This window comes from Nocardioides sp. NPDC000445, assembly GCF_040300245.1.
Classification (GTDB): Bacteria; Actinomycetota; Actinomycetes; order Propionibacteriales; family Nocardioidaceae; genus Nocardioides.
This window is the reverse complement of the sequence record NZ_JBEPDH010000004.1, coordinates 148,271-168,536: the sequence shown is the minus strand read 5'-3', so window position 1 is coordinate 168,536 and position 20,266 is coordinate 148,271. Positions and strand designations below refer to the sequence as shown.

The window sequence follows — 20,266 nt, the reverse complement described above, 5'->3', positions numbered from 1 at the left end:
CGGGACCACGCGAGGCGGTACCGCGCCACGGAGTCGCTACGCGCTCACTTCTTGATGAAGTCGAGGATGTCCTGGATCAGCTCCTGCTGGTACGCGCCGAAGATCCCGTGCGGAGCGCCCGGGTAGACCTTGAGCGTGCCGTCCTTGACCAGCTCGATCGACTTCAGCGCCGCGTTGCCGATCGGCACGATCTGGTCGTCGTCGCCGTGCGCGATGAAGATCGGCACGTCGAGGGCCTTCAGGTCCTCGGTGAAGTCGGTCGCCGAGAAGGCCGCGACACACTCGTACGCCGCCTGGATCCCGGCGAGCATCCCCTGGCGCCAGAAGTCGTCGATCGCGCCCTGCGACGTCTCGACGCCGTCACGGTTGAAGCCGAAGAACGACGGCGCCAGCTCACGGTAGAAGTTCGAGCGGTCGGCGAGCACGCCGGCCCGGATGCCGTCGAAGACCTCGATCGGGAGCCCGTCGGGGTACGCCTCAGTCTGGAGCATGATCGGCGGGACCGCACCGATCGTGACGACCTTGGCGACGCGTCCGTTCCCGTGCTGAGCCGCGCAGCGGACGACCTCTCCCCCGCCGGTCGAGTGGCCGACGAGGACCGCGTCGTGCAGGTCGAGGTGCTCGACGAGCTCGGCGAGGTCGCGCGCGTAGGTGTCCATGTCGTTGCCCTGCCAGGGCTGGCCGGACTTCCCGTGGCCGCGGCGGTCGTGGGCGATCACCCGGTAGCCGGCGTCGGCCAGCGTCTTGCGCTCAAGCGACCAGGCGTCCGAGCTGAGGGGCCAGCCGTGGCTGAACACGATCGGCTGACCGGTCCCCCAGTCTGAGTAGTGGATGTCGGTGCCGTCGGACGTGGTGAAGAAGGGCATGGTGCTCCTGTTGGATCGGTTCAGCGAGGACTTCACCATCGTCGCCGTCCTCACCGCCCCGGGTCGCCTGCCGGATCGGCCGCGAATCCCTCGGAATCGGACGCGCGTCAGGCCAGGGCGAGTCGGTCGACGTAGGCGTTCGCCGACTCGCGCAGCTCTCGCCGCGACGTCGCCGTGGCCCCGGCCTGGATCAGAGCCTGCGAGAAGAGCAGGATCTCGTGCGCGAGCGTGCCCGCTCCGGTGCCGGTCCCGATGCGGGCCGCGATCCGCTCCTCCATCGCGTCGAGGGTCCGCCTGCAGATGCCGACCACCTCGGGATCGCGGTCGGCGAGCTCTGCCAGCGACCGCACCATGAGGCAGCCGAGCCGCCGCGGATCTGCGGTGCAGTCGTCCGCGATGCGCAGCAGGTAGCGGCGTACGGCCTCACGGGCACCGCCCTCCCCCGCCAGGGCGTCGGTCGTCAGGGTGATCCGGCCGCCGCAGTACGCCTCGAGGGCTGCGAGGAAGAGGCCGCGCTTGCTCCCGAACGCCGCGTAGATGCTGCCGTTGCCCGCGCCGGTGTGCTCGGCGAGGTCGTGCATGGAGGTTCGCTCGTAGCCATGCTCACGGAACACGTCGAGCGCTGCGTCACGTACTGCCGTGACTGAGATCTCCCGAGGTCTGGCCATCCCCCGAATGTACCGGTCTTCGTGACCACCGTTATGGAATACTCAATCCACAACTACGAGAGGATGTCGATGGCTGGTACGAGGCGACGGATCGGGTTCCTCCTGTTCGACGGCGTGAAGGCGCTGGACTATGTCGGTCCCGCCGAGGTCTTCGTGGAGGCCAACCAGGCGACGGAGGCCTACGAGGTCGTCCTGCTCTCGCCTTCGGGCGCCGCGGTGACCTCGTCGATCGGCGGCGGTATCGCCGTGAGTGCTGCCGCAGCCGACGCGCCACCGCTCGACACGCTCATCGTTCCGGGCAGCGAGCGTGCGCCATCAGTCTTCGTGACCGACGAGCTGCTCACCGCTGCGCAGACCCTGGCCGTCCGAGCCAGACGCGTCGTGTCGATCTGCAGCGGGGCGTTCGTCCTCGCCGAGCTCGGCCTGCTGGACGGGCGCAGCGCGACCACTCACTGGAAGTTCACCGACGACCTGGCACGCCGGTTCCCCCTCGTCGACGTGCAGCCGGACCGCATCTTCGTACGTGACCGCCACGTCGCGACCTCCGCCGGCGTCGCCGCCGGCATCGACCTTGCGCTGGCCCTGGTCGAGGACGACCTCGGCGTGGCAACCGCCCGGCGGGCCGCGCAGGGGCTCCTCGTCTACCTGCGGCGCTCGGGCGGACAGACGCAGTTCTCCGCTCCCCTGCGCGCTGTCGCGGTGCCCGAAAGCCCGGTGCGCGTCATCACCGAGCTCATCGCCCAGGACCCGTCGTACCGGCACAGCGTCATCTCACTGGCACGCCACGTCAACATCAGCCCGCGCCACCTCACGCGCCTCTTCCAGGACGAGGTCGGGATGAGCCCTGCCGAGTACGCAGCGAGCGTACGTTTCGATCTGGCGCGGAGCTGGCTGGAGGCGGGCCGCTCGGTGGCGCAGGCGGCGTCCGATGCCGGGTTCTCGAGCGCCGAGGCCCTCCGCCGCACCTTCGTCGCCCGCCTGGGCGTCTCACCCTCGGCCTACCGCCGCGGCACCCGCACCCAGATCGATGTCGCGACGTCAGGGCCGGCGACTCTCACCTTCGCGCAGGGCAAGGATCGTGCGGGCGTCGGCGGCCGTGGCGACCGCCAGCGCTGACGCCGCGATCTTCGGCCCGATGGTGCCCTCGCTGCGGGCGAGGCTCACGCAGTACGCCGCGATCGCGACGTTCAGCCCGGCACGAGCAGCCATCCACGGCAGTCTGCGGCGACCCGCCAGCAACCCGGGCACGAGCGCCAGGTCCGCGACACCGATCGCTCGCAGCGCGGTGGGGTGGTCGCCGAGCTTCAGCGCCCGGCCCACCCGCTCCGGCGCGAGGAGGATCGCTGCCCCGATCGGCAGCGTGGCGAGTCCTACGAAGGCGGCCGAGCGCCGCGCACTCTCATGATCCATGAGAACCATCTTGTCCGACGACTGGTGATCTCTCGCGCAGGATGTAGAGACGACGCGAACGTCTCCGTTCATGGGGTGAATGCGACCAGCCGAGGTCGCCACACCCGAGGAGAAGCAGATGTCGAACACGATGCAGCCCGGCGAGATCGACGAGGTCCTCAGTCGTCCGTTGAGCCAGGAGCTCCTGGCGCGTGACCTGACCCGACTGGCGTACGTCGCCAAGGACGGCACCCCCAGGAACGTCCCGATCGGGTTCACCTGGAACGGCTCAGAGGTCGTCATGTGCACCACGCCCAACTCCCCCAAGCTCATCTCGCTGCGCGACAACCCGGTGGTCGCGCTGACCATCGACACCGAGGCGCACCCGCCCAAGATCCTGCTCATCCGTGGCACGGTCGAGCTCGACCTCGTCGACGGAATCCCCTGGGAGTACCTCCAGATGAACGGCTCCTACGAGATGACGCCCGAGCAGCGGGTCGCCTGGGAGGCCGAGGTCCGCTCGCTGTACGACAGCATGGTCCGGATCGTCGTCACCCCGACCTGGGTGAAGCTGATCGACTTCGAGACCACGCTTCCCACTCAGGTCGAGGAACTGGTGCAGGAGCGCGCCGAGCGCGACGCCGCCCGATCCCGATAGGACTTCCCGCGAGCCGTTGCCCTCTGCTGGCTTGTCGTCCGTGATTCCATGACGACCATGGTGATCGGTTGGGCGTTCTTACTCTTCGGCCTGGTCTTTGCCGCTTTCGGGATCTCCTTCGTCGTCTTTGGCGTGATCCAGCGGCAGCGGCTCCAGACCTGGACGCCGGCGACGGCGACGATCCGCGAGTTCGAGACCCGCAGGGTGAGCAGCGGCCAGCGCGGCTCACGAACCAAGCTGATCGCGCATTACGAGTACCGAGGCCCCAACGGCGAGGAGTACGCAGGCGAGGGCGCCCTGGACAACCAGCGGTTCGCGGTCGACGGTTCAGCACTCCCCCTGGCGATCGTCATCGATCCACTGGACCCAAGTCGCTCGATGGTCGCATCCGAGGGCGCACCCATCGGATGCCTGGTCGCGATGGCGATCCCCTTCACCCTGTTTGGTGGCGTCTTCGCCATGATCGGCTGGGCGCTGACGGGCGCCACCGTCGTCTGAAGACGAGGTCACATCGATCAATTGAGTGTGTTTGGACTCGTTTGGGTGTTATCCATGTCGATCCATCCCGAATAGCCTGAACAGGCTATGGATGCCTGTCGATTCGATCTGAAACACTCCACAGCGTCCGGCAACTGCGCTGGGACACGTCATCTACGGGGGACATGAGCATGCGCATCCACAGCATCTTCACCGCGATCGCCGCAGCCGCTTCTGCGACGGTCCTGGCCGCTGCACCGGCCCTAGCGGGCGGCAGCCCGCACTTCATCAAGCACCTGACCAAGGTCACCGACGCGGATCTGACCTCCGTCACCGTCGCCTTCAAGGAGGCCGGCCTCGAGAGCGGTGCGGTCGAGACGATCACCGTCACCGCTCACCTCGACGCGACCTATCAGTGCGTCAACCGAGGTGGCCACAACCCGGACGACCCGAAGAAGACCGCGATCAGCGGTGACTACTCGAAGTCCGGAGAGTTCAAGGCCGCCAGGAACGGCAACGTGACCGGCTCCCTGACGGTGACCGCACCCGCGCCCAGCACGGTTCTCGACTGCCCCAACGGACAGAAGGCAGTGCACACGGTGTCGACGTGGTCGAACATCTCGGTCACCGACGAGGACACCCTGGCGACCATCACCGTCCCGGGCACGTTCTCCTTCGGCCAACCGGTCGACTGACGATCCGGTTCACGGCTCGCCTCAGCCCTTGTCGGGACCGTTCGCGCGCACCCGCTCGACGTTGACCAGCGACTGCTGGAGCTCCTCGAGCCACTCGCTCGAGTGCTGCTGGACGAGCTTCACGCACCAGCCGAGCGCATCGCTCCGACTCCGGGCGACGCCGCCGGAGACGAGCAGGTCTAGCACCGCGCGCTCGGGCTGACGCAGCCGGGTCATCACCGGCGCGGAGACGGTGGTGAACATGTGCCGCTCTCCCCCGATCTCCACGCCCCAGGAGACCTTCCGGTCGAACCGACGCTCGGCCTGCCGCGCGACGGCCATCCGGTCCTCACGGGTGCGCTCACGAAACTCGCTCGCCCGCCCTTCGTAGGCGGCGGCCTTCTCCTCGTCCGAAGCGCCCTCGGCTGTCTTCGGCTCCTTGATCCTTCCGACGACGGTGATCTCCTCGCGGTCGACCACGACATCGACGATCTCGTCGTACACACCATCGGGCAGTCGTCCGGTGAACCACCCGCGCAACTCAGTTGTAAGCATGTAATCATGCTTACTCGCGAGGCCGAAGAATTCAAGGGCGCCGGCAGCTGCCGTACGGTGCTCGAGACGCCCACCATGCCTTCCCGATCGTCACCGGAACGCCGTCTGTCGTCACTGACGCGCATGGCACCATGTGCCCGTGACCGACGAGACGCCTGCCACGGGACTGACCGAGCTCCACGCCCGCCGCTTCCTGACGACGGACGCGGCGCGATCCGACAAGGTCGCCCGGTGGCACGCCAAGGGGCGGCGCACGGCTCGGGAGAACATCGCCGATCTGGTCGATCCGGGCTCGTTCGTCGAGTACGGGAGGTTCATCACCGCGGCCCAGGAACGCCGCCGTGACCTGGCCGAGCTGGTCGTCGAGACGCCCGCCGACGGGATCGTCGGCGGGACCGCTACTGTCGCCGGGAAGCCGTGCGCGGTGCTCTCCTACGACTACCTGGTCATGGCCGGCACGCAAGGGATGCGCGGGCATCGCAAGTCCGACCGGCTGATCGAGGTCATCGGGCGGATGCGGCTGCCGGCGGTCTTCTTCACCGAGGGCGGCGGCGGTCGCCCCGGTGACACGGACATCCCGCTGGTCTCCGCGCTCGACGTCGGCTCGTTCGCGCTCTGGGGTGAGCTCGAGGGCGTCGTACCGCGGATCGCCGTCGTCTCCGGACGGTGCTTCGCCGGCAACGCGGTCCTGGCCGGCTGTGCCGACGTCCGCATCGCCACCCCGGACGCCAATCTCGGCATGGCCGGGCCGGCGATGGTCGCCGGCGGCGGGCTCGGCAGCTTCGCGCCCAAGGAGATCGGACCGGTCGAGGACCAGACCGCCAACGGCGTCATCGATCTGCTCGTCGAGGACGAGGCGGCAGCAGTCGAGGCGGTACGCAGCATCCTCTCCTACCTCGAGCCGGCCGCCGACGGCGGCGAGGCCGGCGACCAGGCCGATCTGCGAACGCTCCTCCCCCACAACGACCGCGAGGCCTTCGACGTACGTCCGGTCGTCGAGGCCCTCGCCGACATCGACTCGGTGACCTGGCTCCGCGAGGGGTTCTCACCCGAGCTCGTGACCGCGCTGGCACGGATCGACGGGATCGCGGTCGGCGTGATCGCCAACCAGTCGACCCACCTTGCCGGAGCGCTCACCAGCGAGGCGTCGGTCAAGGCCGCCGACTTCCTCGCGCTGTGCGAGCGCTGGGGCCTCCCGGTGGTCTCGCTGGTCGACACCCCGGGGTTCATGGTCGGCCCGGAGGCCGAACGCGGCGGCCTGGTCCGGCACGCGTCCCGCATGGTCGTCGCCGGCGCACAGCTGACGACCCCGCTGGTCGGAGTGATCCTGCGCCGCGGCTACGGGCTCGGCGCGCAGGCGATGCTCGGCGGCAGCACCCACCGCCCGCTGCTCACCGTCGCCTGGCCCGACGCCCACCTCGGCCCGATGGGCCTGGAGGGTGCGGTGCGCCTCTCCATGGCCGCCGAGCTCGCTGAGCTGCCCGAGGACGAGCGTGAGCAGCGGGTCGCCGCGCTCACCGAGGAGTACCGCAAGCAGGCCAGCGCGCTCAACGCCGCACGGATGTTCGAGATCGACGACGTCATCGATCCCGCCGAGACCCGCAGCGTCATCGCCGCGACGCTACGCCGGGCCTAGGAGACTCCGCCGTCGTTGTCCCAGATCTGCTGGCCGATCTGGCTCTGGTCGGGACCATTGAGACCGAGCAGCTGCGCAGGGCCGTAGGTGTTCCGGTCGTCGGCCGCCTGAGCCATGATCTTCTCGGCGCGCTCGGGGGCGGTGTCGTGAGGCACCACCAGCAGGCGCAGCCGGTCGCCGGTGGCCATCGACAGCACGACGAGGTGGGTGTCGTCGGAGGGGAACGAGCCGATCTTCACGATCCCGCGGGCGGCACGGATCTTGCGGACGCTCGGTTCTCCCGGGACCGAGTCCCAGTCGGGCCGGGAGAACAACAGCCGCGAGATCCGGCCGACGGGATGGGGGAAGTGGTCGATCAGGTCGGCGGCCTCGTCCTGCAGGTCGCGAGACTGCGGCCACCAGGCCCCGTCGAGCGGCCCGGAGCTGAAGCTGTTGTCGAGGCGGAGCCGGAGTCCGACACGAACGGCGGTCGGAAGCTCTTCTGTCGGTGACGTCGTCATGACGCCCACCTTTCGTGCTGCCCTGCGGACTCGACGAGTCCGGCCGGCAGTGTGGTTAGAACAAGTGTACGGCGCCGGCCTACGAGACCTCGCTTCCTAGATCTCCTTCAGCCGCGGCACCAGATCCACGAGCGAGGTGGTCCACGGCACCGGGTCGGCGTAGGGCGTCGGCATCAGCCCGACCAGCGTGACGCCCAGGGCGGCGTACTCCTCCATCGACTTCAAGAAGGCGTCCGGGTCCTCGACCGAGGGGCCCTGGAAGAGGATCGTCTTCTCGATCGCGTCGTAGTCGGTGCCGAGGTTGTCGCAGTGGCCGCGGAGCACCTCGAGCTTGTGCCGGACGGACTCGACCGCCTCGGGGCCGGGGCCGCCGAAGAGGTTGGTGCCCTGTCCGTACTTCGCGACCAGGCGCAGCGTCTTCTTCTCGCCTCCGCCGCCGATCAGGACCGGGACCGTTCCGTTGACCGGCTGCGGGAGCGAGATCGTCTCGGCGAGCTGGTAGTGCTTGCCCTGGTAGGCCCCGTCGTTCTCCGACCACATCTGGCGGCAGATCTCCAGGGTCTCCTCCAGGCGCTCGAACCGCTCGGCCGTCGACGGGTACGGCACGCCGAGCCCCTGGTGCTCACGCTCGTACCACGCCGCCCCGATGCCCAGCAGCGCACGGCCGCCGGAGAGCCGGTCGAGCGTGGTGACGATCTTGGCCAGCTGTCCGGGGTGGCGGTAGGTCACGCCGGTGACGAGCAGGCTGAGACGTACGTTGTCGGTGATCCCGGCCAGGTAGCCCAGCGTGGTGTAGCCCTCGAGCATCGGCTCGAAGGGGCCGCCGGCCTGCTCCATCTGGAACCAGTGGTCCATGACGGTGAGCAGGTCGACGCCGCCCTCGTCTGCGATCCGGGCCGTCTCGGTCAGCTTGTCGGCGAGCGTGGTCTCCCACTCGGGGTGGGTGAACGTGAAGTAGTGGAGTCCAAGATCCATACCTCAGACGCTATGTCTTCGAGCGCGCTCGAAGACAAGGGCGATTTCGTTCAAACCACTCCTTCTGGCCCGTTGTTCACCTACGGCCGCATGCGCCGCTCCTGACGCAGGTCATGCTTGTCGAGCTTGGCGTCGTAGGTGGCCAGCGGCTTCGCCTTCGACGCGTCGGCCTCGACCGCGGCGGTCGCCACGCCGGCCCACTCCAGGATCCGGGCGGTGGCGAGCTCGCGCTCGTCGGCGACCAGGCCGGCCACATTGGCACCGTGGTTCATCCCCGGCGCCGTGAAGACGTAGGAGTCCTTGGCGAAGATGCCCGGGCGGAAGCGCTCGGCACCCCACGGGTCGGCCTCGCCGTAGACGAAGAGCATCTGGTTGGCGTGCTTGCGCACCCAGGAGTCGACGTCACGCATCGCGGACGGGTCGAACCGCATGTCGATCTCGCGCGGGACGAAGCTGCGCGGCGGCTGGTAGCCGTATCGGATCAGCTCGTCCTCGATGTGCGGGAAGCCGATCGTCGGCGCACCGAGCTCGGTGCCGGCCTGGTAGTAGTAGGGCGTGTAGGGGCTCAGGCCCTGGTCGGTGTAGAAGCCGAAGCCCGAGTAGTAGTCGATCGAGTCCCAGATGGCCTGGTCGCTGGCGGTCGCGGCGTCGGCGGGGATGCTCGCGCACTGGGTGGTGCCGGCGTACTGCCAGAAGGCCCAGACGTAGTCGAGCACGACCATCTCGTACGCAGCGTCCAGGCTGCCCACGGTGTCGAAGGTGTAGCCCTCGGCTGCTGCCAGCTCGGCGTACTTCGCCTTGAGCGCCTCGCGGCGGACGAGCGCCTCGCGCTGGACGCCGTTGAGCCGGTCGCGGCAGTCCTCGGTGCCGACGGAGGCGAAGAACTCGTCGTAGGCGGAGTCCTCGCGGTTGACCACGTCGTTCGGCGCGACGTAGGCGACGATGCCGTCCATGTCACGGGGATAGAACCGCTCGAAGTAGGTCGCGGTCATGCCGCCCTTGGAGCCGCCGGTGGCGAGCCAGTTGGCGGAGTAGATCGGCTTCAGCGCCTTGAAGATGGCGTGCTGGTCGCTGGCGGCCTGCCAGATGTCGAGGTCGTCCCAGTCGGCCGGGTCGGGCCGCGACGGGGTGAAGAACCGGTATTCCATCGAGACCTGGTTGCCGTCGATGATGCGGGTGGGCTCGCTGCGGCCGGGGTTGGTCGAGACGTTGTAGCCGCTGGTCTGGAACACCGTGGGGCGGGCGGTGTCCTTGTGCAGCACGGTGAACCGCTGCTGGAAGGTGTCACCGTCGGGCCGGCGGTGGTCGACCGGCTGGGTGAAGTTCAGGACGAAGTAGCGGTAGCCCTGGACGGGCTTCTCCTGGATCAGGCTGACGCCTTCGATGGCGAGCAGGCGGTCGAGGATGTCGTCCTCGGCGGCTGCGACGGGGTTGGCGGGTGTGACGAGGAGCAGGGATGCCAGCCCCATCGCCACCAGAATCCGGCCGATCAATGCACGCATGTGGGGTCTCCTTCGGTGCGGGTCCTCGGCAACCTAGCCGGTCTCCGCGCCGGGCACCTCCGAATTCCGGAGGCGTTCTCGGGGAAGGAAGTCGCACCGCGGTGCGTTCGGCTCGACATGACGTTCGACGCGCACGAGCTTCTCGCCACGACCCGCCACGGGATCCTGGCCACGATCAAGTCCAACGGGCTGCCACAGCTCTCGCCGGTATGGCAGTTCTACGACCGCGAGCGCAGCGAGATCCTGATCTCCACTCGGGAGGGGCTGGTGAAGACCAAGAACCTCCGCCGCGACCCGCGGGCGGCGATCGAGGTCGACGGTCCCGGAGGGCGGTCCTGGGCGACGGCCGAGGGCACGGTCAGGCTGACCGGGCCCGGCGCCTCCCCCGGCAGCCCGGAGGTCGACGCGCTCGTCGACTACTACCGGCGTGGGGCCGGCGAGCACCCCGACTGGGACGAGTATCGCCACGTGATGGTCACGGACCGCCGGGTGCTCATCACCATCGCCGTGACGAAGGTCTACGGCGCCGACATCGGCTGATCCGGCCGACGGAGGGCCGGCCGAGCGCTGCTCGCTCGGCCGGTCGGTGACGGTTCCGCGGGGCCTACCTACGCGGATTGAACAACGTGCCGAACCCGGACGCACCGAGTCCGCACAGCATGATGACGGCTCCGACGATCACGTTGGAGGCGATCATTCCAGCGGTGGTGTCGACGCCGTTCATGAGCCACGGCGAGACGATCGCCCATGCACCCATGAGCGGGACGGTCCAGGCCAGACCGTGTGTGCGGCCGAACGCCGACGCGAACCCGAGCGCCAGCAGAGCGACAGCGAGGCCGATGATCAGGTTGCTGACCATCAGTGGTGATGCCGTGGTGTTGAAGCCCACGACCCACGGAGATATGGCCAGATAGAGACCGGCCATCATCGTGACACCGTCGACCACCTGAGCGGTGGCGGAGGAGCCGGTCAGATCGAACCGGTCTCGGAGCGCCGCGATGTCGGGATGTTCCTGAATGGACATGTGTTCAGACGACATTTGTTTTTCACCTCCTCAGCCCCATGCCAAAGGAAGAACGACTGTCCTCGCGATCAATTCTATGCCCGCCAAGCGGCAATTGACCCACCCGAAATCGCGGCCCCGGGCAGCCTCCAGCGGTGGCACCATGGTCGCCATGGACGTGACGTCGCTGCAGGCCTACTGCCTCACCAAACCAGGTGCCTGGCCGGACAACCCGTGGGATCACGAGCACCCGGTGATCAAGGTCGGGCCGGGTGAGCGCGGCAAGATCTTCGCCTTCCTCGGCGACGCGAGAGTGGGGCTGAAGTGCGGGCCGTCCCGGGAGATCGCGGACGAGTGGCTGCTGCGCTATCCCGACGATGTGACCGTCACCGGCTACGTCGGCCGCTCGGGCTGGAACGACCTCGCCTGGGGTGGCGCGATCCCGGACGAGGAGATCCTGGAGGCGGTCGACGAGTCGTACGCCACGGTCGTCTCGAAGCTCCCGAAGAAGCTCCGTCCGGAGGGCTGGGACGCCTGAGCGCGGCATGCCGGGCTTGAACGGGGCCGATCTGTGAGGAATGGTGGAGCGGGTACTCCGTACCCAACCATGGAAGATCTCGACATGCTTCAGCTGACCGAGAACGCCACCACCATCGTCCGCTCGATCTCCGAGCAGGCCCAGGGCGCCGGCCTCCGGCTCGCCTCCAACACAGAACCGGACGGCGCATTGAGCGCCGCTCTCGTCCCGACCGCCGAGGCGGAGGACCAGGTCATCGAGCAGGAGGGTGCGCGGGTCTTCCTCGACCAGGGCGCTGCCGCCGAGCTCGACGACAAGATCCTCGACGCCGGGATGGATGCCTCCGGCAACGTCCAGTTCGGGATCTCCCAGCAAGGCTGATCCCGCGCTACGCCGGGGTGTGCCGCAGCCGCGGTGCACCCCGGCGTACGTCGTTTTCGACCACATCCGCCTTATCGCACGCGTAGGGTCGCGGGCATGAGCTCCACTGGCGCACCTGCCTGGTTCCACCTCTTCCTCGACGTCCCACGGGAACGATGGGAGGAGGCGCTCGGATTCTGGTCCGCGGCGACCGGATGGGCGATCTCGCCGCCGAGGGGCGAGGACGGTCAGTTCGTCACGCTCGTACCGCAGACGGGCGATTCCTGGCTGAAGATGCAGGCCCTCGACGACGGCGAACCACGGATCCACGTCGACCTCGATGCCGCCGACCGTGAGGCAGCGGTGGAGCGGTCGGTGTCGCACGGCGCGACTCCGGCCTGGACGTACGACGGGGTTCCGGTGATGCGCTCCCCCGGCGGCATGCTCTTCTGCCACTCGCTCGGCGAGGAGTCCCAGCCGCGCTTCGCGCGCTCGGAGCCGGAGCGGGTGCTCGACCAGGTGTGCATCGACATCCCTCGCTCCCGCTGGGACGAGGAGGTCGCTTTCTGGGCCGCGGTCACCGGGCGGACTCCCGAGCCGGCCAAGGCCCCCGAGTTCGTACGCCTCGCCGACCCCGATCCGCATGGCGGGCTCCGGATCCTCCTGCAGCGGCTCGACGACGAGGACGGTGAGGTCGGGGCGCACCCCGACGTCGCGGTCGCCAACCGTGCCTCGGAGACCTGCCGTCACGAGGCGCTCGGCGCCGACACCCTCGGCGTCTTCGAGTGGTGGACGGTGATGCGCGCGCCGTACGGGCAGATCTACTGCCTCACAGATCGCGACCCGGTGACCGGTCGAGTGGCCTAACCTGGGGAGATGCGGCTCGCATCGTTCAACGTCGAGAACCTCTTCGCCCGGCCGAAGGCGATGGACGCCGACGAGGCCGATGCCACGACGCGGCGAGCGGTCCTGACCGCTCACGCCCGCGTCTCCACGCTTCTCGCCCAGCCCAGCTATCAGGGCGATGAGCAGGAGATCCTGGACAACCTCGAGAAACTGGGGCTTCTGAAGAGCGACGAGGGCGAGTTCGCGCGGCTGCGGAAGATGCGCGGCAAACTGCTCAAACGCCCGCGCTCGGGGCCGGTGGAGCTGGTCGCGAAGGGACGCAACGACTGGGTTGGGTTCGTCGAGCTCAAGACCATCGCCGTCGACGAGGTCGCGACCGAGAACACCGCGCGCGTCTTCGCCGAGCTGCGGGCCGAGGTCGCGGTGGTCGTCGAGGCCGACGACCGGCCGGGGCTGCACATGTTCTCCCAGACGCTGTTGCCCGAGGTCGGCGCCGAGGCGTACGAGCAGGTGATGGTCGTGGAGGGCAACGACGAGCGCGGCATCGACGTCGGCGTGATGGTCGGCGACGGCTATCGCCTGGCGCAGCTGCGTACCCACATCTTCGACCGCGACGAGGAGGGTGTGATCTTCTCCCGCGACTGCTGCGAGTATCACCTCGACGCTCCCAGCGGCGCACGGATCGTGGTCCTCGCCAACCACTTCAAGTCCAAGGGCTACTCGGAGAAGGGCGACCCGCTCGGCGCCAAGCGGCGCGGCCGGCAGGCGAAGCGGGTCGCGGAGATCTATCGGGGACTGCTCGAGGAGGGGATCGAGCACGTCTGTGTCGCCGGCGACCTCAACGACTCCCCCGCCGGCGGATCGTTGGAGCCACTGTTGTCCGTCTCTGGGCTCGTGGATGCCAGCGAGCACGCGAACTGGGACTGGAATCACCGGCGCGGAACGTACGGTTCCGGCAACGAGGACGCCAAGATCGACTACCTGCTCCTCTCCCCCGCGCTGCGCGCGAAGCAGACCGGGGGCGGCGTCTTCCGCAAGGGCGTGTGGCACGGGCCGCGGACCAAGGATCCCTGGGACCTGTTCCCGACGCTGACCGCGGAGCAGCACGCGGCCTCAGACCACGCCTGTCTCTACGCCGACTTCACCGACCTGTGATCTGAAAGCCTCCCGTACGCCGCTGGGATCTGCGTGAAATAGGGGCCATGTGCCTCGGACACGGACAGCAGCACGGGACTCTTCGGTCGATGAGCAGGCCGCTCACGCGGCGCACGGCGCTGGGCGCTGCGGGAGCGGGGCTCCTGCTGGCGTCGATGTCCTCGTCGTTCACGGGTGCGGCGGCCTCGGCGACCGCTCGGGCCGGCGTCGGGGCGAGCCGGCTGTCGCGGCTCTCGTCCGGGACGACGCTGGTCCATGCCGACCTTCACAACCACACGCTGATGTCGGACGGCGACGGCGACCCTGACCTCGCCTTCGACTCGATGCGGAGCGCCGGGCTCGACGTCGCGGCGCTCACCGACCATGCCACGGTCTCCGACCACATCCTCGGTGATGCGCTCGCGGGGCTGCTGCCGGCGGCGTACAAGCAGCTCGGCGGCATCACCCGCTCGGACTGGTCCCGGACCCGCGAGCTGGCCGATGCGGCCAACGCCGACGGGACCTTCACCGCGATCCGTGGCTTCGAGTGGTCCGAGCCGTTGTTGGGTCATATCAACGTGTGGGGAAGCGAGCACTTCACCGACATCGTCGACGTCGGCGCGATGCGGCCGTTCTTCGACTGGCTGATGCGCTCCCCCTCCACGCCGCTGATCGACGGCGGATCCGACGGGATCGCCGGGTTCAACCATCCCGGGCGCGAGCCGTTCCGGTTCCAGGAGTTCCGCTACGACGCGCGGGCGCGGGAGCGGATGGTGTCGCTGGAGATGTTCAACCGGGGCGACGACTATCTGTTCGAAGGCTTTGCCGACGGGAAGACCTCTCCCCTGTGCCAGTGCCTCAACGCCGGCTGGCGCACCGGGATCAGCGGGGTCACCGACGAGCACGGCACCGACTGGGGACACCCGGAGGGCAAGGGACGTACCGGGCTGTGGGTCGGCTCCCACGACCGCGCCGGCGTCTTCGAGGCGATGCGGGCGCGGCGGTTCTTCGCCACTCGCACCTCGGGACTACGGGTCGACGCCGTGGCGGCTCTGGACGGCGTCGAGCACCGGATGGGCTCGGTGGTTCCCGGCCGTGGCGGCGACATGCGGTTCACGCTCGACCTGGCTCGCGACGAGGAGTGGGTCGGCCGGGAGCTCCATCTGCAGGTGCTGCGTCCGGGTCCGTCGGTGCCCGTCGTGGCCGACGTCGTGGCGTTCCGCGTCGGCGACCCGGTCTCGGTCACGGTGCCGGTCTCCTTCGACGACGGCGACTGGGTGCTGCTGCGGGTCAGTGACCCGACGCAGGCCAACGCGACGCCGGGACCGGAGGGCCACCCCTGCAATGACCTGGGCATCGCCTACACCAGCCCGTGGTGGCTGCAACCCTGACGTGTTTCCTGAGAAGCCGGCCCGCAGCCTGAAGATGCGCTGAAGGCGGGCGTCCGGGCGGTGGTTGCAGGCCTCGGCTGTGGCACGCTGGCGATGTGAACGAGGTGTGGTACGTCGTCGGGCTGGTCGCGGTCTCCGTGGCCGTGCTGGCGCTCGGGGTGTGGTTCGTGCGGCGTGAGATCAGGGACGAGGTCTCGCCGGCGCCGTTGCTGTGGGCCGGCTACGCGGTCGTGGCGGCGTTCGTCGTCTTCGGCGTCCTGCGCACCTCCTGGGTGGTGCTCTCATGAGGACTCGCGCTGATCTGTTGGGCTGGATCGGCCTCGCCGGCCGCCTCTACCTCGGCTTCGTGTTCCTCGCCGCCGGCCTGGCCAAGCTGCCCGAGCCGGCGATCACCGAGCAGGCCGTGCGCGGCTACCAGCTGCTGCCGTGGCAGCTGGCTCCTGCGTACGCGATCGCGATGCCGATCGCTGAGATCGTCCTCGGTGCGCTGCTGATCCTCGGGCTGTTCACCCGGACTGCGGCGGTGGCGACGGCGCTCGGCCTGTGCTCGTTCCTCATCGGGATCACCTCGGCCTGGGCGCGCGGGCTCAACATCGACTGCGGCTGCTTCGGTGGCGGCGGCGCCTCGGCGGATCCCGCCTATCTCGCTGACACCCTCCGCGACCTGGGCTGGCTCGCGATCGCGGTCTATCTGATCGTCGTACGCCGCACCAAGCTCGCCCTCGACGACCTGCTGTTCCGGCGGGACACCCCGCCGGTCGACGACTACAGCGAGAGCTCGAAGAAGACCGAGTTGGGATCGAGCACGTAGCTGCCGAACGGCGGGCGCTCGGCGAAGCCGTTGCCCGCGTAGAGGCGCCGGGCGGGCTCGTAGAAGGCTTCGGTGCCGGTCTCCAGGAGAACGCGCGTCCCTCCCTGTGACCGGGCCTGCTCGACGAGGTGGCGCAGCATCGCGGTCGCGACGCCGCGGCCACGGGCGGCGGACGCGGTGCGCATCGACTTGAGCTCGTAGTCACCTTCGCCGAGCGACTTCAGCGCGCCGCAGCCGACGAGCTCGTCGCCCTCCCAGGCCGACCAGAACGCGATCTCGGGCACCTTCAGTGCCTCGAGGTCGAGCGCGTGCACCGACTCGGCCGGTGTCACGGCGTACATGTCCTCGAGGTGGTCCTCCAGGAGCCGGATCACCTCGGGCCGGGTCAGGTCGTCGAGCTCGAAACGCAGGGAAAGCACAGGCACGGCTGGAGGGTAGCCGAGCCCCTGCCTCGTCGTGGCTTTCGGGTGCGACGGGGCTGGTGCAGTATCGCGGCCGACGACCAAGGTGTGCGATAGTGCGCAGCCCCAACGCTGGCGGACGATGCTGGCGGCATCGCCATGCGGGGTCCGTCGAGGGAACCTTCAGGCTGCTCCCCTAGCATCTGGGCATGCCTTCTCGTGCGCTCCCGGCCGTTGCCGCCGCTGCCCTGCTCCTGACGCTCTCCGCCTGTGGTTCCGACGACGGGTCCGCTTCGGACCCCGCCGCGGAGAGCAAGGGCCCGAAGTCGAGCGAGTCCAGCGACTGGAAGTCGATCGTGAAGCCCGGTTCGACAGACTGCGACTACGTGGAGGACCCGATGGGCGCCTCCAAGGAGGTGGACCAGCCGGAGAAGACCGCCCAGTACACCGGCAAGGTCGCCGCCACCATCAACACCTCGGTCGGCCCGCTCGCGATCACCCTCGACGCCGACAAGGCGCCCTGCACGGTCAACTCGTTCCTCTCGCTGGCCTCGCAGGACTACTACGACGGCACCAGCTGCCACCGCCTCGGCGCCAACCCGGGCTTCGAGCTGCTGCAGTGCGGCGACCCGACCGGTCAGGGCACCGGCGGCCCGGGCTACACGATCCCCGACGAGTTCAAGGACAGCGACACCTTCCCCGCCGGCACCCTCGCGATGGCCAACACCGGCCAGCCCAACTCCGGCGGCAGCCAGTTCTTCATGGTCTTCGGCGACACCCAGCTCCCGCCCGCCTACACCGTCTTCGGCACCCTCGACGACGCCGCCATCAAGACCCTCCAGAAGGTCGGCGAGGCCGGCGTGGGCGAGGCCGGCCCCGACGGCACCGGCGCTCCCAAGACGCCTGTCGAGTTCGAGACGATCACCGTCGGCTGATCCAGCCCTGCCGAAGCGTCACGCACGTCGGCCGAGATGGCACATACCTGACACCTCGGCCGACCTCAGTGACGCCTCGACCGACGCCGCTGACGCCTCGGCTGGTCAGGCGCGGCGGCGAGGCGGGTCGCGGCGCAGGACCTTGGGGAGGTACGCGGCGCCGGCACTCTGGGCCGCGGCGGCATCGTTGGGGTTGGAGATGCCGCAGCGCTGCAGGGAGAGGCAGCCGCAGCCGATGCAGGAGTCGAGGTTGTCGCGGAGCCGCTCGAGGGCGTGGATCTGCTCCTCGAGGCGGCGGCGCCAGTGCCTGGACATCCGCGCCCAGTCGGCCTTCGTGGGGGTCCGGTCCCCCGGCAGGCAGTCGAGCTCTGCCTTGATCTCGTCCAGGGAGAGCCCGACGTTGGCGGCGGCCCGGATGAAGGCGAGGCGACGCAGGACGCTGCGCTCGAACGTACGCTGTCCCCCGGCCGATCGCTCGGCCCGGATCAGGCCCTGGCTCTCGTAGTAGCGCACCGCGGAGGCGGCATAGCCGCTGCGCCGGGTCACCTCGCCCATCGTGAGCAGGTCGTGGGTGTTCATCTCACTCTTTTCTGCCGCAGCCCTTGATCTCAAGTTCACTTTAGGTTGAATCCTAGGGGGCATGAACCGATCAGACAACGAAGTAGCCGTCATCACCGGCGGCTCCGCGGGGCTGGGACTCGCCCTCGCGACCTCCCTCATCGACAAGGGCTGGAGCGTCGTCACCGACGCCCGGAACGCCGACCGCCTCCATGCCGCCCTGCCGGACGGCGCTCGGGTGACGCCGCTGAGCGGCGACGTACGCGATCTCGACCATCAGGACGCGATCGCCGCCGCGGTCGCCCGGCACGGACGCCTCGACCTGCTCGTGCACAACGCGAGCGAGCTCGGCCCGATGCTTCCCCTGGCCGAGGTCCCGGAGAGCCTCTTCTCCCGCGTGCTCGAGACCAACCTGCTCGCCCCGCTCACCCTGACCCAGCGGCTCCTCCCCTATCTGATCGCCTCACGCGGCACCCTCGTGGGCATCTCCAGCGACGCGGCGGTCGAGCACTACCCGACCTGGGGAACGTACGCAGCGAGCAAGGCCGCGCTCGACCACCTGGTCCTCACCCTCGGCGAGGAGAACGGCATCCGTGCGTACGCCGTCGACCCCGGTGACATGCGCACCGCGATGCACCAGGCCGCCTTCCCCGGCGAGGACATCTCCGACCGACCGCTGCCGGAATCGGTCGTTCCGCACCTGCTCGCGCTGCTCTCCGGCGACCAGCCGTCCGGGCGCTACCGCGCCACCGAACTCGCATCTGTAGGAGCAACCCGATGACCATGCTCGCCGAACGACCGACCACCACGTTCCCCTTTCCCGACGAGACCACCGCCCCCGCGCCCGCGGAGTGGCGCGGCATGGAACGCGACGGGGTGCGCCTGCTCGTGGCGTCGCCGGGCGGCGTACGACATTCCCGGTTCCGCAACCTTGCCGATCACCTCTCCCCCGGCGACCTGGTCGTGGTCAACGACTCGGTGACCGAGGCGCGCCAGCTCGACGCCGACATGATCGGGCGCGGCCGGGTCGTACTCCACCTCGCGCAGCGTCTCGACACCGGCTGGGCCGTGGAGATCCGCTCCGCCCCGGACGCCTCCCGGTCCGTGCTGGACGCCGCCGAGGGCGACGTGATCGTGACCGCCGGTCTCCGGGTCACCCTGCGCGAGCCCTACCCCGACGGCCGAGCCTCCTCCCCCACCGGCGAGGGCAACCGGCTGTGGCGTGCCCGGGTCACCGGGGACGTGACCGCCGAGCTCGAGCGGGCGGGCCGCCCGATCGCGTACGGCTATCTCGACCGGCGCTACCCGCTCTCCGCCTACCAGACCGTCTTCGGGCACCGCCCCGGAAGCGCGGAGATGCCCTCGGCGGCGCGACCGTTCACCCACCCGCTGGTCACCGACCTGGTTACCCGCGGCATCCAGATCGCGCCCATCACCCTGCACACCGGCGTCTCCTCCCAGGAGGCCGGCGAGGCCCCCGGGGCGGAGTGGTTCGAGGTCTCCGAGACCACCGCCCGGCTGGTGGAACAGACCAGGTACGCCGGTGGCCGCGTCATCGCGGCCGGCACCACCGTCACCCGAGCCCTCGAGTCGGCGGTCATCCCCGCGACGGGCGCGGTCCGGGCGGCGAGCGGCTGGACCGACCGGGTCATCACACCGGCCAACCCGCCGTACGTCGTCAACGGGCTCATCACCGGCTGGCACGACCCGCAGGCCAGCCATCTGCTGCTGGTCGAGGCCGTCGCCGGCCCCGAGCTCACCCAGGCGGCCTACGACGCCGCCGTCGCCGAGGGCTACCTGTGGCACGAGTTCGGCGACTCCGCGCTCCTGCTCCCCTGAGACGCCGAGGCGTCACGTACGTCGGCCGAAGCGTCAACCCCGTCGGCCGAGAGGGCACCTCGGTGCCATCTCGGCCGACGCGAGTGACGTCTCGGCGGGTTAGGACAGGGCGCCCTCGCCGTAGGTCACCGGGGTGCCGACGGCGACGGTACGGCCGACGGTGCACAGGCGGGTCTCGGACTTCTTGATCGCGTCCGGGAGGACCTTGCGGGCGGCATCGCCGGCCTCACCCTCGGGGAAGGTGATGTCGAAGGTGACCGAGAGGTCGACGAGGCGGTTGCCCTGCTCGTCACGGATCTTGGTGCCCGCGGCGAGCGCCTCGAAGGTCTCCATCGGGGACCGCTTGGCGGTGATGAAGTCGACGTCCAGGGCACTGCAGCCTGCCAAGGCAGCGAGGAGCAGCTCGACCGGGGTGAAGTCGGGGTCGTCGCCGTGGCCGATCACCACGGTGCCGCCGCGCGCGTTGGTCGCACGGAAGCGGTGCTCGCCGATCTTCTCCAGAGATACCGAGCGCTGGTCTGCCGCATCAGAAGTCATGGGGTAAGAGTGCCATCTGCCCGTTAGCCTGTGC

At 69.3% G+C, this 20,266-nt stretch carries 27 protein-coding genes; 16 read left to right on the top strand and 11 right to left on the bottom strand.

Translation table 11 applies throughout. The annotated features are described in order from the left end of the window. Positions 1–44 precede the first annotated feature (44 nt). Positions 45–866: an alpha/beta fold hydrolase gene (locus ABT304_RS07215; protein WP_350714005.1), complete on the bottom strand. Its 822-nt coding sequence runs from the start codon at positions 864–866 to the stop codon at positions 45–47. Positions 867–973: 107 nt separating this feature from the next. Beyond that, on the bottom strand, positions 974–1,534 hold the full coding sequence (locus ABT304_RS07210) for a TetR/AcrR family transcriptional regulator (protein WP_350714003.1): 561 nt from the start codon (positions 1,532–1,534) through the stop codon (positions 974–976). A gap of 69 nt (positions 1,535–1,603) precedes the next feature. Between ABT304_RS07210 and ABT304_RS07205 the strand changes: the two genes are divergently transcribed. After that, positions 1,604–2,650, top strand: coding sequence for a GlxA family transcriptional regulator (locus ABT304_RS07205; protein WP_350714001.1), 1,047 nt, complete (start codon positions 1,604–1,606; stop codon positions 2,648–2,650). Here the strand turns inward: ABT304_RS07205 and ABT304_RS07200 are convergent. Continuing rightward, the gene (locus ABT304_RS07200; protein WP_350714000.1) at positions 2,573–2,944 is read right to left on the bottom strand and encodes a hypothetical protein; all 372 of its coding nucleotides are present in this window, start codon (positions 2,942–2,944) and stop codon (positions 2,573–2,575) included. The genes ABT304_RS07205 and ABT304_RS07200 overlap by 78 nt on opposite strands. A gap of 118 nt (positions 2,945–3,062) precedes the next feature. Between ABT304_RS07200 and ABT304_RS07195 the strand changes: the two genes are divergently transcribed. The 3 genes from ABT304_RS07195 to ABT304_RS07185 all read left to right on the top strand — a co-directional run bounded on the left by ABT304_RS07195 (position 3,063) and on the right by ABT304_RS07185 (position 4,753). Next, positions 3,063–3,581 (top strand): pyridoxamine 5'-phosphate oxidase family protein, encoded by a 519-nt coding sequence (locus tag ABT304_RS07195; RefSeq protein WP_350713998.1) that lies wholly within the window; start codon positions 3,063–3,065, stop codon positions 3,579–3,581. 48 nt (positions 3,582–3,629) lie between these two features. Continuing rightward, positions 3,630–4,079: a DUF3592 domain-containing protein gene (locus tag ABT304_RS07190; RefSeq protein WP_350713996.1), complete on the top strand. Its 450-nt coding sequence runs from the start codon at positions 3,630–3,632 to the stop codon at positions 4,077–4,079. 170 nt (positions 4,080–4,249) lie between these two features. Then, entirely contained in the window at positions 4,250–4,753 is a 504-nt protein-coding gene (locus ABT304_RS07185; RefSeq protein WP_350713994.1) for a hypothetical protein, read from the top strand. Positions 4,754–4,774: 21 nt separating this feature from the next. On the opposite strand, the gene abmR is transcribed toward ABT304_RS07185, so the two are convergent. After that, a complete protein-coding gene (gene abmR / locus ABT304_RS07180; protein ID WP_350713992.1) occupies positions 4,775–5,287 on the bottom strand; it encodes an ATP-binding transcription factor AbmR in 513 nt (170 codons plus the stop codon). A gap of 139 nt (positions 5,288–5,426) precedes the next feature. Here abmR and ABT304_RS07175 point away from each other — a divergent pair, with 139 nt between their 5' ends. Then, the gene (locus ABT304_RS07175) at positions 5,427–6,923 is read left to right on the top strand and encodes an acyl-CoA carboxylase subunit beta (protein WP_350713990.1); all 1,497 of its coding nucleotides are present in this window, start codon (positions 5,427–5,429) and stop codon (positions 6,921–6,923) included. Here the strand turns inward: ABT304_RS07175 and ABT304_RS07170 are convergent. The 3 genes from ABT304_RS07170 to ABT304_RS07160 all read right to left on the bottom strand — a co-directional run bounded on the left by ABT304_RS07170 (position 6,920) and on the right by ABT304_RS07160 (position 9,900). Then, a complete protein-coding gene (locus ABT304_RS07170; RefSeq protein ID WP_350713988.1) occupies positions 6,920–7,423 on the bottom strand; it encodes a DUF5994 family protein in 504 nt (167 codons plus the stop codon). The two genes, ABT304_RS07175 and ABT304_RS07170, sit on opposite strands and share 4 nt — an antisense overlap. 96 nt (positions 7,424–7,519) lie before the next feature. Next, positions 7,520–8,398 (bottom strand): LLM class F420-dependent oxidoreductase, encoded by an 879-nt coding sequence (locus ABT304_RS07165; RefSeq protein WP_350713986.1) that lies wholly within the window; start codon positions 8,396–8,398, stop codon positions 7,520–7,522. 80 nt (positions 8,399–8,478) lie between these two features. After that, on the bottom strand, positions 8,479–9,900 hold the full coding sequence (locus ABT304_RS07160) for a serine protease (RefSeq protein WP_350713984.1): 1,422 nt from the start codon (positions 9,898–9,900) through the stop codon (positions 8,479–8,481). 117 nt (positions 9,901–10,017) lie between these two features. On the opposite strand from ABT304_RS07160, the gene ABT304_RS07155 reads away from it, so the two are divergent. Continuing rightward, on the top strand, positions 10,018–10,440 hold the full coding sequence (locus tag ABT304_RS07155) for a PPOX class F420-dependent oxidoreductase (RefSeq protein ID WP_350713982.1): 423 nt from the start codon (positions 10,018–10,020) through the stop codon (positions 10,438–10,440). A gap of 64 nt (positions 10,441–10,504) precedes the next feature. On the opposite strand, the gene ABT304_RS07150 is transcribed toward ABT304_RS07155, so the two are convergent. Next, positions 10,505–10,924: an SPW repeat protein gene (locus ABT304_RS07150; protein WP_350713980.1), complete on the bottom strand. Its 420-nt coding sequence runs from the start codon at positions 10,922–10,924 to the stop codon at positions 10,505–10,507. A gap of 151 nt (positions 10,925–11,075) precedes the next feature. Between ABT304_RS07150 and ABT304_RS07145 the strand changes: the two genes are divergently transcribed. The 7 genes from ABT304_RS07145 (at position 11,076) to ABT304_RS07115 (ending at position 15,962) form a co-directional block, all read left to right on the top strand. Next, complete coding sequence (locus tag ABT304_RS07145) at positions 11,076–11,441, top strand: MmcQ/YjbR family DNA-binding protein (RefSeq protein WP_350713979.1); 366 nt, start codon at positions 11,076–11,078, stop codon at positions 11,439–11,441. An 84-nt stretch (positions 11,442–11,525) separates the two neighbouring features. Then, positions 11,526–11,801, top strand: a complete 276-nt coding sequence (locus ABT304_RS07140) for a Fe-S cluster assembly protein HesB (RefSeq protein ID WP_160023611.1) — start codon at positions 11,526–11,528, stop codon at positions 11,799–11,801. A 96-nt stretch (positions 11,802–11,897) separates the two neighbouring features. Further along, entirely contained in the window at positions 11,898–12,647 is a 750-nt protein-coding gene (locus tag ABT304_RS07135; RefSeq protein WP_350713978.1) for a VOC family protein, read from the top strand. 9 nt (positions 12,648–12,656) lie between these two features. Next, positions 12,657–13,781, top strand: a complete 1,125-nt coding sequence (locus ABT304_RS07130; RefSeq protein WP_350713977.1) for an endonuclease/exonuclease/phosphatase family protein — start codon at positions 12,657–12,659, stop codon at positions 13,779–13,781. 89 nt (positions 13,782–13,870) lie between these two features. After that, a complete protein-coding gene (locus tag ABT304_RS07125; RefSeq protein WP_350713975.1) occupies positions 13,871–15,151 on the top strand; it encodes a CehA/McbA family metallohydrolase in 1,281 nt (426 codons plus the stop codon). A gap of 95 nt (positions 15,152–15,246) precedes the next feature. After that, the gene (locus ABT304_RS07120; RefSeq protein ID WP_160023619.1) at positions 15,247–15,438 is read left to right on the top strand and encodes a hypothetical protein; all 192 of its coding nucleotides are present in this window, start codon (positions 15,247–15,249) and stop codon (positions 15,436–15,438) included. Continuing rightward, positions 15,435–15,962 carry a DoxX family protein gene (locus ABT304_RS07115; RefSeq protein WP_350713973.1) on the top strand — a complete coding sequence of 176 codons (528 nt, stop codon included), beginning with the start codon at positions 15,435–15,437 and terminating at the stop codon, positions 15,960–15,962. The genes ABT304_RS07120 and ABT304_RS07115 overlap by 4 nt, the downstream gene beginning before the upstream one ends. Here ABT304_RS07115 and ABT304_RS07110 read toward each other — a convergent pair. Beyond that, entirely contained in the window at positions 15,917–16,387 is a 471-nt protein-coding gene (locus ABT304_RS07110) for a GNAT family N-acetyltransferase (protein ID WP_350713972.1), read from the bottom strand. The genes ABT304_RS07115 and ABT304_RS07110 overlap by 46 nt on opposite strands. A 185-nt stretch (positions 16,388–16,572) precedes the next feature. Here ABT304_RS07110 and ABT304_RS07105 point away from each other — a divergent pair, with 185 nt between their 5' ends. Beyond that, complete coding sequence (locus ABT304_RS07105; RefSeq protein WP_350713970.1) at positions 16,573–17,298, top strand: peptidylprolyl isomerase; 726 nt, start codon at positions 16,573–16,575, stop codon at positions 17,296–17,298. Positions 17,299–17,403: 105 nt separating this feature from the next. On the opposite strand, the gene soxR is transcribed toward ABT304_RS07105, so the two are convergent. Continuing rightward, positions 17,404–17,877 carry a redox-sensitive transcriptional activator SoxR gene (gene soxR, locus ABT304_RS07100; protein WP_350713968.1) on the bottom strand — a complete coding sequence of 158 codons (474 nt, stop codon included), beginning with the start codon at positions 17,875–17,877 and terminating at the stop codon, positions 17,404–17,406. A 61-nt stretch (positions 17,878–17,938) separates the two neighbouring features. Between soxR and ABT304_RS07095 the strand changes: the two genes are divergently transcribed. Beyond that, the gene (locus tag ABT304_RS07095; RefSeq protein ID WP_350713966.1) at positions 17,939–18,637 is read left to right on the top strand and encodes an SDR family NAD(P)-dependent oxidoreductase; all 699 of its coding nucleotides are present in this window, start codon (positions 17,939–17,941) and stop codon (positions 18,635–18,637) included. Next, complete coding sequence (locus ABT304_RS07090) at positions 18,634–19,695, top strand: S-adenosylmethionine:tRNA ribosyltransferase-isomerase (protein WP_350713964.1); 1,062 nt, start codon at positions 18,634–18,636, stop codon at positions 19,693–19,695. Before ABT304_RS07095 ends, ABT304_RS07090 begins: the two co-directional genes overlap by 4 nt. A 99-nt stretch (positions 19,696–19,794) precedes the next feature. Here the strand turns inward: ABT304_RS07090 and ABT304_RS07085 are convergent, their stop codons facing one another. Then, positions 19,795–20,232 carry an OsmC family protein gene (locus tag ABT304_RS07085; RefSeq protein WP_350713963.1) on the bottom strand — a complete coding sequence of 146 codons (438 nt, stop codon included), beginning with the start codon at positions 20,230–20,232 and terminating at the stop codon, positions 19,795–19,797. Positions 20,233–20,266: the final 34 nt, after the last annotated feature.

What these genes read in the sequence shown, in the direction of transcription:
- ABT304_RS07215 (WP_350714005.1), bottom strand. Translation starts at nt 866, where the DNA reads ATGCCCTTCTTCACCACGTCCGACGGCACCGACATCCACTACTCAGAC.
- ABT304_RS07210 (WP_350714003.1), bottom strand. Translation starts at nt 1,534, where the DNA reads ATGGCCAGACCTCGGGAGATCTCAGTCACGGCAGTACGTGACGCAGCG.
- ABT304_RS07205 (WP_350714001.1), top strand. Translation starts at nt 1,604, where the DNA reads ATGGCTGGTACGAGGCGACGGATCGGGTTCCTCCTGTTCGACGGCGTG.
- ABT304_RS07200 (WP_350714000.1), bottom strand. Translation starts at nt 2,944, where the DNA reads ATGGATCATGAGAGTGCGCGGCGCTCGGCCGCCTTCGTAGGACTCGCC.
- ABT304_RS07195 (WP_350713998.1), top strand. Translation starts at nt 3,063, where the DNA reads ATGTCGAACACGATGCAGCCCGGCGAGATCGACGAGGTCCTCAGTCGT.
- ABT304_RS07190 (WP_350713996.1), top strand. Translation starts at nt 3,630, where the DNA reads ATGACGACCATGGTGATCGGTTGGGCGTTCTTACTCTTCGGCCTGGTC.
- ABT304_RS07185 (WP_350713994.1), top strand. Translation starts at nt 4,250, where the DNA reads ATGCGCATCCACAGCATCTTCACCGCGATCGCCGCAGCCGCTTCTGCG.
- abmR (WP_350713992.1), bottom strand. Translation starts at nt 5,287, where the DNA reads ATGCTTACAACTGAGTTGCGCGGGTGGTTCACCGGACGACTGCCCGAT.
- ABT304_RS07170 (WP_350713988.1), bottom strand. Translation starts at nt 7,423, where the DNA reads ATGACGACGTCACCGACAGAAGAGCTTCCGACCGCCGTTCGTGTCGGA.
- ABT304_RS07165 (WP_350713986.1), bottom strand. Translation starts at nt 8,398, where the DNA reads ATGGATCTTGGACTCCACTACTTCACGTTCACCCACCCCGAGTGGGAG.
- ABT304_RS07160 (WP_350713984.1), bottom strand. Translation starts at nt 9,900, where the DNA reads ATGCGTGCATTGATCGGCCGGATTCTGGTGGCGATGGGGCTGGCATCC.
- ABT304_RS07155 (WP_350713982.1), top strand. Translation starts at nt 10,018, where the DNA reads ATGACGTTCGACGCGCACGAGCTTCTCGCCACGACCCGCCACGGGATC.
- ABT304_RS07150 (WP_350713980.1), bottom strand. Translation starts at nt 10,924, where the DNA reads ATGTCCATTCAGGAACATCCCGACATCGCGGCGCTCCGAGACCGGTTC.
- ABT304_RS07145 (WP_350713979.1), top strand. Translation starts at nt 11,076, where the DNA reads ATGGACGTGACGTCGCTGCAGGCCTACTGCCTCACCAAACCAGGTGCC.
- ABT304_RS07140 (WP_160023611.1), top strand. Translation starts at nt 11,526, where the DNA reads ATGCTTCAGCTGACCGAGAACGCCACCACCATCGTCCGCTCGATCTCC.
- ABT304_RS07135 (WP_350713978.1), top strand. Translation starts at nt 11,898, where the DNA reads ATGAGCTCCACTGGCGCACCTGCCTGGTTCCACCTCTTCCTCGACGTC.
- ABT304_RS07130 (WP_350713977.1), top strand. Translation starts at nt 12,657, where the DNA reads ATGCGGCTCGCATCGTTCAACGTCGAGAACCTCTTCGCCCGGCCGAAG.
- ABT304_RS07125 (WP_350713975.1), top strand. Translation starts at nt 13,871, where the DNA reads ATGAGCAGGCCGCTCACGCGGCGCACGGCGCTGGGCGCTGCGGGAGCG.
- ABT304_RS07115 (WP_350713973.1), top strand. Translation starts at nt 15,435, where the DNA reads ATGAGGACTCGCGCTGATCTGTTGGGCTGGATCGGCCTCGCCGGCCGC.
- ABT304_RS07105 (WP_350713970.1), top strand. Translation starts at nt 16,573, where the DNA reads ATGCCTTCTCGTGCGCTCCCGGCCGTTGCCGCCGCTGCCCTGCTCCTG.
- soxR (WP_350713968.1), bottom strand. Translation starts at nt 17,877, where the DNA reads ATGAACACCCACGACCTGCTCACGATGGGCGAGGTGACCCGGCGCAGC.
- ABT304_RS07095 (WP_350713966.1), top strand. Translation starts at nt 17,939, where the DNA reads ATGAACCGATCAGACAACGAAGTAGCCGTCATCACCGGCGGCTCCGCG.
- ABT304_RS07090 (WP_350713964.1), top strand. Translation starts at nt 18,634, where the DNA reads ATGACCATGCTCGCCGAACGACCGACCACCACGTTCCCCTTTCCCGAC.
- ABT304_RS07085 (WP_350713963.1), bottom strand. Translation starts at nt 20,232, where the DNA reads ATGACTTCTGATGCGGCAGACCAGCGCTCGGTATCTCTGGAGAAGATC.